Origin of the sequence: Bradyrhizobium sp. BR 10261, assembly GCF_019455395.1 — a bacterium.
GTDB lineage: Bacteria > Pseudomonadota > Alphaproteobacteria > Rhizobiales > Xanthobacteraceae > Bradyrhizobium > Bradyrhizobium manausense.
Genome location: NZ_JACOFQ010000010.1, coordinates 239,906 through 245,996 on the forward strand (window position 1 = coordinate 239,906; position 6,091 = coordinate 245,996).

Annotated in this window: 7 protein-coding genes and 1 pseudogene; 7 read left to right on the plus strand and 1 reads right to left on the minus strand. The window is 65.1% G+C overall.

Annotated elements, in window-relative coordinates:
* Positions 1-23 precede the first annotated feature (23 nt).
* The 7 genes from HYH07_RS14515 to HYH07_RS14545 all read left to right on the plus strand — a co-directional run bounded on the left by HYH07_RS14515 (position 24) and on the right by HYH07_RS14545 (position 5,941).
* The gene (locus HYH07_RS14515) at positions 24-1,247 is read left to right on the plus strand and encodes a phenylacetate--CoA ligase family protein (protein WP_220003121.1); all 1,224 of its coding nucleotides are present in this window, start codon (positions 24-26) and stop codon (positions 1,245-1,247) included.
* 81 nt (positions 1,248-1,328) lie between these two features.
* On the plus strand, positions 1,329-1,865 hold the full coding sequence (locus tag HYH07_RS14520; RefSeq protein WP_228749528.1) for an HAD-IIIA family hydrolase: 537 nt from the start codon (positions 1,329-1,331) through the stop codon (positions 1,863-1,865).
* 117 nt (positions 1,866-1,982) lie between these two features.
* A complete protein-coding gene (locus HYH07_RS36730; RefSeq protein ID WP_220003123.1) occupies positions 1,983-3,173 on the plus strand; it encodes a glycosyltransferase in 1,191 nt (396 codons plus the stop codon).
* A gap of 108 nt (positions 3,174-3,281) precedes the next feature.
* Positions 3,282-3,467, plus strand: coding sequence for a hypothetical protein (locus HYH07_RS14530; protein WP_220003143.1), 186 nt, complete (start codon positions 3,282-3,284; stop codon positions 3,465-3,467).
* Positions 3,468-3,474: 7 nt separating this feature from the next.
* Entirely contained in the window at positions 3,475-4,596 is a 1,122-nt protein-coding gene (locus HYH07_RS14535; RefSeq protein ID WP_312016665.1) for a DegT/DnrJ/EryC1/StrS family aminotransferase, read from the plus strand.
* Positions 4,593-4,742 carry a hypothetical protein gene (locus tag HYH07_RS14540; protein ID WP_220003125.1) on the plus strand — a complete coding sequence of 50 codons (150 nt, stop codon included), beginning with the start codon at positions 4,593-4,595 and terminating at the stop codon, positions 4,740-4,742. The genes HYH07_RS14535 and HYH07_RS14540 overlap by 4 nt, the downstream gene beginning before the upstream one ends.
* Complete coding sequence (locus HYH07_RS14545) at positions 4,739-5,941, plus strand: glycosyltransferase (protein WP_220003126.1); 1,203 nt, start codon at positions 4,739-4,741, stop codon at positions 5,939-5,941. Before HYH07_RS14540 ends, HYH07_RS14545 begins: the two co-directional genes overlap by 4 nt.
* 46 nt (positions 5,942-5,987) lie before the next feature.
* Here HYH07_RS14545 and HYH07_RS36800 read toward each other — a convergent pair.
* Positions 5,988-6,091, minus strand: a pseudogene (locus tag HYH07_RS36800) (GDP-L-fucose synthase); the annotation flags it as partial.

A 6,091-nucleotide genomic window follows, 5' to 3' on the forward strand; every position in this document is an offset into this window, starting at 1 on the left:
ATGCCAACCCGGAAAGATCTGCCATGACCGCCCATTACGACGCCCTCGAGACGCGCGAGCATGCCGCGCGCGAGGCCGATTTGTTCGCCCGCCTGCCGGACGTGCTGAGCAGCGCCATGGCCGCACCGGCCTATGCCGAGCGGTTCAAGGGCATCGATCCGGCCTCGGTGACCTCCAGAGCGGCGCTGGCCCGCCTGCCGGTGCTGCGCAAGTCGGAACTGCCGGCCCTGCACAAGGCCTCCCAGCCCTTCGGCGGCTTCGTCGCTGCGGCGCCTGGGTCGTTCGCACGCCTGTTCACTTCCCCGGGCCCAATCTTCGAGCCGGAAGGACGCCATGCCGACCCCTGGCGCGGCGCCCGGGCCCTGTTTGCCGCCGGGTTCCGGCCCCAGGACATCGTGCTCAACACATTCAGCTACCATCTCACCCCCGGCGGCTTCATCTTCGATTCCTCCGCACGCGCGCTCGGCTGCGCCGTGATTCCCGCCGGTCCCGGCAATACCGAGCAGCAATTCGAGCTGATCGAGGCCTACCGCCCCGTCGGCTACAGCGGCACACCTGATTTCCTGAAGATCCTGCTCGATGCCGCAGTGACCGTGGGCCGCGACGTCTCCTCGATCAAGCGCGCGCTGGTCTCGGGCGCAGCATTCCCGCCCTCCCTCCAGGCCGAGATCAAGGCGCGCGGCATCGACGCCTACCAGGCGTTCGGCACGGCCGACCTTGGCCTCATCGCATTCGAGACCGAGGCGCGCGACGGCATGGTCGTCAACGAGGATCTGATCGTGGAGATCGTCAAACCTGGCACCGGAGATCCGGTGGCGCCGGGCGACGTCGGCGAGATCGTGGTGACCTCGCTCGATCCGCACCATCCCTGGATTCGGCTGGCGCTCGGCGACCTCACCGCTTCGCTGCCCGGCACGAGCCCATGCGGGCGCACCAATATGCGCATCAAGGGCTGGATGGGCCGCGCCGACCAGACCACCAAGGTCAAGGGCATGTTCGTCCGCCCCGAGCAGATCGCCGAGATCGGCAAGCGCCATCCCGCGCTCGGACGACTGCGCCTTGTCGTCACCCGCCAGGATGAGGCCGACGCGATGACGCTGAAGGCCGAGACGGGCGCATCGAGCGATGCGCTGCGCGAAGAGATCGCCGGCAGCCTGCGGGCCGTGACCAAGCTCGGCGGCGCCGTCGAACTGGTCAGCCCTGGCGCGCTGCCGAACGACGGCAAGGTGATCGCGGATGAGAGGTAGCGGCACGGTGACGATCTGCTTGACAAGTTGACGCCCGAACGGTGAACAAGGACCGCAGAACACCTGTTTCGGTACGCCATGATGACGACTTCGACACGCCCGGCCGTCTTCTTCGACCGCGACGGTGTGCTCAATCACGACGCCGGCTACTTGTTCGAGGCGAACAAGTTCGAATGGATGGACGGAGCGCGCGAGGCGGTCAGGCTCGTCAACGAAGCTGGCTATTTCGCCTTCGTCGTCACCAACCAGTCCGGCGTCGCCCGCGGCTTCTACGGGGAGCGCGACGTGGAGGCGTTGCATCGCTGGATGGCCGACGAGCTGGCCGCGGTCGGTGCGCGTATCGATGCATTCGAGTACTGTCCCGACCATCCCGAGGGCGTGATCGAGCGCTACCGGCGCGACAGCGACCGGCGCAAGCCCGGGCCCGGCATGCTCATCGATCTGATGAAGCGATTTCCCGTCGCGGCCGACCGCAGCATCCTGATCGGAGACCAGCCGCGCGACTTGGATGCGGCGCGCGCCGCAGGCATCCGCGGCCTCCTGTTTCGGGAAGGCAATCTTGCGACTTTCGTGCGCGAGGCACTGAAACTCGCTGAGGCCACTCCACCCCCGCGTTGAAATTCCCCCGCTCCCGGGATAGTCGTCTGTGGGAGGGCTCACGTGCAGAGCAGTGGTGCTCCTTTGTTCGTGGTACACGACGCCACGCAGCATCCAGCGAACGGAGCCCCAAGTCTCGTGCGTGTCCTCATCCTCAACGCCGACTATCCGCGCTTCCTCGCCTGGCTCTACCGGCGCCATCCGGGCCTCGACGGCGCGCCCTACGACGCACAGATGGCGGCGCGCAACGCCAGCCTGTTCGGCGTTGCCAATTTCTATTCGCGCAATTTCGCCGCGGCGGGACACGTCGCCGCCGACATCCACGTGAACAATCCCTGGATGCGGGCGGCGTGGGCGCGGGAGCGCGGACTTGCCGTCGAGCAGCCGCCATCACCCGATGCGTCGGTGCAGCGGCCCGCGATTCCCGGTTGGCTGCTGCGCGCGGTCGCACCGTTCAAGCCGGTCCTCCGGCCGCTCGCGCGCAAAGTGGGTCTCAGCCCGCGGCTCGATGCGGAGGCTGAGAACGTCCTGCTGGCGCAGATCGAGGACTTCAAACCGGACCTGATCCTCAACCAGGATCTCTTCCACGTCGATACGCGCCTGGCGCGCCGGATCAAGCAGATCGGCCGCCCCATCCTGCTCGGCCAGGTCGGAATCGTGCCGTCGCGCGGCGAGGATTGGGCGGTCTACGATCTCCTGGTCTCGCAGATATCGGCGGTGGTCGATTCCTTTCGGGCCCAGGGCGCGCGCTCCGCGTTGATCCACCTGGGATTCGAGCCAGGCATCCTCGACGTCCTGCCGCCGGCGCCTGAACGACACATCGACGTCTCCTTCGTCGGCGCGATCTCGGCCGACCACCAGCAGCGGGTCGCGCTGCTCGAAGCGGTGGCGCAAAAGTACGATCTGAAACTCTACGGCAGCGGCCTGAACAGCCTCCCCGCCTCCTCGCCCTTGCACCGATGCTATCAGGGCGAGGTCTGGGGCGTAGAAATGTATCAGGCGCTGCGCGCGTCACACGTCACGCTCAATTCACATATCGACATGGCCGGGCGCGAGGCCGGTAATGCGCGCCTGTTCGAGGCGACCGGCGTCGGAACCTTCCTCCTGACCGACTACAAAGACAATCTTCATACGCTGTTCGACGACGGCCGCGAGGTCGCGGCCTGGCGCTCGGTCGACCACTGCCTCGAGCTGATCGACCGTTACCTCGCGAACGCCGACGAGCGCCGCGCGATTGCCGCGGCCGGACAGGCGCGGACGCTGTCGACGCACACATTCAGGCAGCGGATCGACCACCTCCTCCGCTTGGCCGGTCAAGTCTCAGATTGAGCGCGTCCCGACGCTGGCGGTCCGCCCTTGACGGTGCCAGCCAAAATGGCCAGAGTATCGCAGCAGAACGCTATGTCGCTCTAATTCCTAGATTTTTCGAGACAAACGATGAAACACGTCGAACAGATTCGATTCGGCGATCTTCATGCCATGATCGAGCGCGCCTCGTTCCGCAAACCCTGTTTCCACTCACCACCCGAGCGGCCGCAGCAAAGCGCCCATGCCGGCGAGAACGACAGGACTCGTTTTCCGAAGCCGCGCCGTCCAAGATCAAAGGTCCAGCCCTGTGACTGAAAAGCATGTGAGTGAAGCGTTCATCCCCGTTAACACGCCGCTGCTCGACGCAAACGAGGCTGAGTATCTGGCGGAGTGCATCCGGACCGGTTGGATTTCGTCCGAAGGCCCATTCATCAAGCGCTTCGAGCAAGCCATGGCGGAAGCTGCCGGTCGCCGCCACGGCGTCGCCGTCAGCAATGGATCTGTTGCGCTCGACATCGCCGTGCATGCGCTCGGACTTCAGCCCGGTGACGAGGTCATCATTCCGACCTTCACGATCATCAGCTGCGCCGCCGCCGTCATTCGGGCGGGGCTGGTCCCGGTTGGCGTCGATTGCGATCCCGCAACCTGGAACATGACGATCGAGGGCGTCGAGGCCGCGATCACGCCGCGCACGCGAGCGATCATGCTGGTTCACATCTACGGCCTGCCGGTCGATCTCGAACCGATCATGGAGCTCGCCAAGACGCGCGGCCTGAAGGTGATCGAGGACGCCGCCGAAATGCACGGCCAGACCTATCGCGGCGCGCCCTGCGGCAGCTTCGGAGACGTCTCGACCTTCAGTTTCTATCCGAACAAGCACGTCACGACCGGTGAAGGCGGTATGATCCTCACCGACGACGATGCCCTGGCTGAACGTCTCGCAAGCCTTCGCAATCTCTGCTTCCAGCCGCAGCAGCGCTTCGTCCACGAGGAGCTGGGTTGGAACGCGCGCATGACGAATCTGCAAGCCGCCCTTGGCGTCGCCCAGCTCGAGCGCCTGCCACGGGCCGTCAAGATCAAGCGCCGCATCGGCCAGCTCTATGACCAGCATCTCGCTGATCTCACCAGCATCCGCCGTCCCGTCACCAGAACCAACTATGCCGACAACATCTACTGGGTCTATGGCGTCGTGCTGAACGACGACGTCGGCTTCGACGCCAAGGAGGCGATGCGGCGCCTGGCGCAGAAGGGCATCGGAACGCGGCCATTCTTCTGGTGTATGCACGAGCAACCGGTGCTGCGCCGCATGGGCTTGATGCTGAATGAAAGGCACCCTCACGCGGAATATATCGCGCGCCGCGGCTTTTATCTGCCAAGCGGGCTTGCCTTGACCGAGGAAGAAATCGCCCGGTCGGCGCAGGCGCTCAGGGAGATTTTGCCGTGACGGTGCTCGCAGACGACGCGCCTATCGAAGCGGCGCTCGAGGTTTGCGGGTTCGCGCCGGCCGGCAATCATGGCCGGCTGTCGGACGCTGCGCCGAACGTGGACTGCGCCGCCTGGTCCGCCGCGAGAAAGGCCGCGCAGCCGTGAAGCGCTACCACGTCGGTATCTTCCTCGAGCTGCCGCTCGATGTCGGCGGCGGCTTCCAGCAGTCGCTTACCGAGATCATCTGGATGCGCGACTGGGCCAGGACCGCCGACATCGACGTCACTGTGTTCACGACGCTTCCCGACAATGTCGCGATCCTCGCCGGTCTTGGCATCGACAGTGTGTGTCTGAAGCTCGGCTGGCTCGACCGTCTGATTCTGTTTCTGAAATATCTCGGACCGTTCGACCTGCTGCAATACACCATGCGGATCCGCGCGCCATTCGAGAGAAAGCTGATCAGAGCCGGCGTCGACATCGTCTATTTCACCACCACGTCGAACTGGAACCTGGCGCTCTACCAACTGCCGTTCATCATCACAATCTTCGACGGCTGTTTCCGCGACAGTCCTGAATTCGACGAGGTGCGCGCATTCGCCCAGTTCGAGCGCCGCGATACCGTATGGCGCAACGGCGTCATCAAAGCCTCGGTGGTCGTCACCAACGCCGACGAGCTGATCGACATGCTGTGCCGGCGCTATGCCATGGAGCGCGATCACGCCGTCTGCATCCCGTTCTCACCGTCTCCCTACGTGTCGCGATCGGACGCGGCCGGGGATAGCGCGATCCTCAGGAAGCACGGCATCGAGCCCGGCTATCTGTTCTATCCGGCGCAGTTCTGGCCGCACAAGAACCATGCAACCATCCTGCTTGCGATGCGTCTGCTCAGGGACCAAGGCGTGAAGCACAGGCTGGTGCTCTGCGGTTCCGATCGCGGCGCGCGTGCCGGATTCGAGGCGCTGGTGATGCAGCACGGTCTCAGCGATTGCGTGCAAATACTTGGCTTTGTCCCCTCCGTGGAGCTCGGCGCGCTCTATCGCGGCGCCAGCGCGCTGGTGATGGCCACGTATTTCGGCCCGACCAATCTGCCTCCGCTCGAGGCATGGGAGATCGGCACGCCGGTGATCTATCCGGAAGCCTTCCAGGCGCAGGCCGGCGACGCGGCCATCCTGTTCGACTACGACGATCCAGCCTCACTCGCGCGAGCTATCAGCAAGGTCGGCTCGGCCGACGAGCGCGCTCGGCTCGCCATCGCGGGCAAGCAAAGGCTTGCGCACTTCGCGGAGCGGATCGACGAAGGACATCGGCAGCTTGCGCGGCACCTGATGCGGCTACGATACCGCCGGTATCCGCAGAACTACTGAGTTGGGTCGACAGTTCCGGAAGGGGCCGCCGCGCAGGGGCTGTGGTTCACCCTGCCTTCGCAGAGAGGCTTGACAGATACGCCTCGTAGGCGCGTTTCAAGCCGTCGCGAAGCGAGGTCGTCGCGCGCCAGCCGAGCTTCTCGAGCCTGC

What these genes read in the sequence shown, in the direction of transcription:
- HYH07_RS14515 (WP_220003121.1), top strand. Translation starts at nt 24, where the DNA reads ATGACCGCCCATTACGACGCCCTCGAGACGCGCGAGCATGCCGCGCGC.
- HYH07_RS14520 (WP_228749528.1), top strand. Translation starts at nt 1,329, where the DNA reads ATGACGACTTCGACACGCCCGGCCGTCTTCTTCGACCGCGACGGTGTG.
- HYH07_RS14530 (WP_220003143.1), top strand. Translation starts at nt 3,282, where the DNA reads ATGAAACACGTCGAACAGATTCGATTCGGCGATCTTCATGCCATGATC.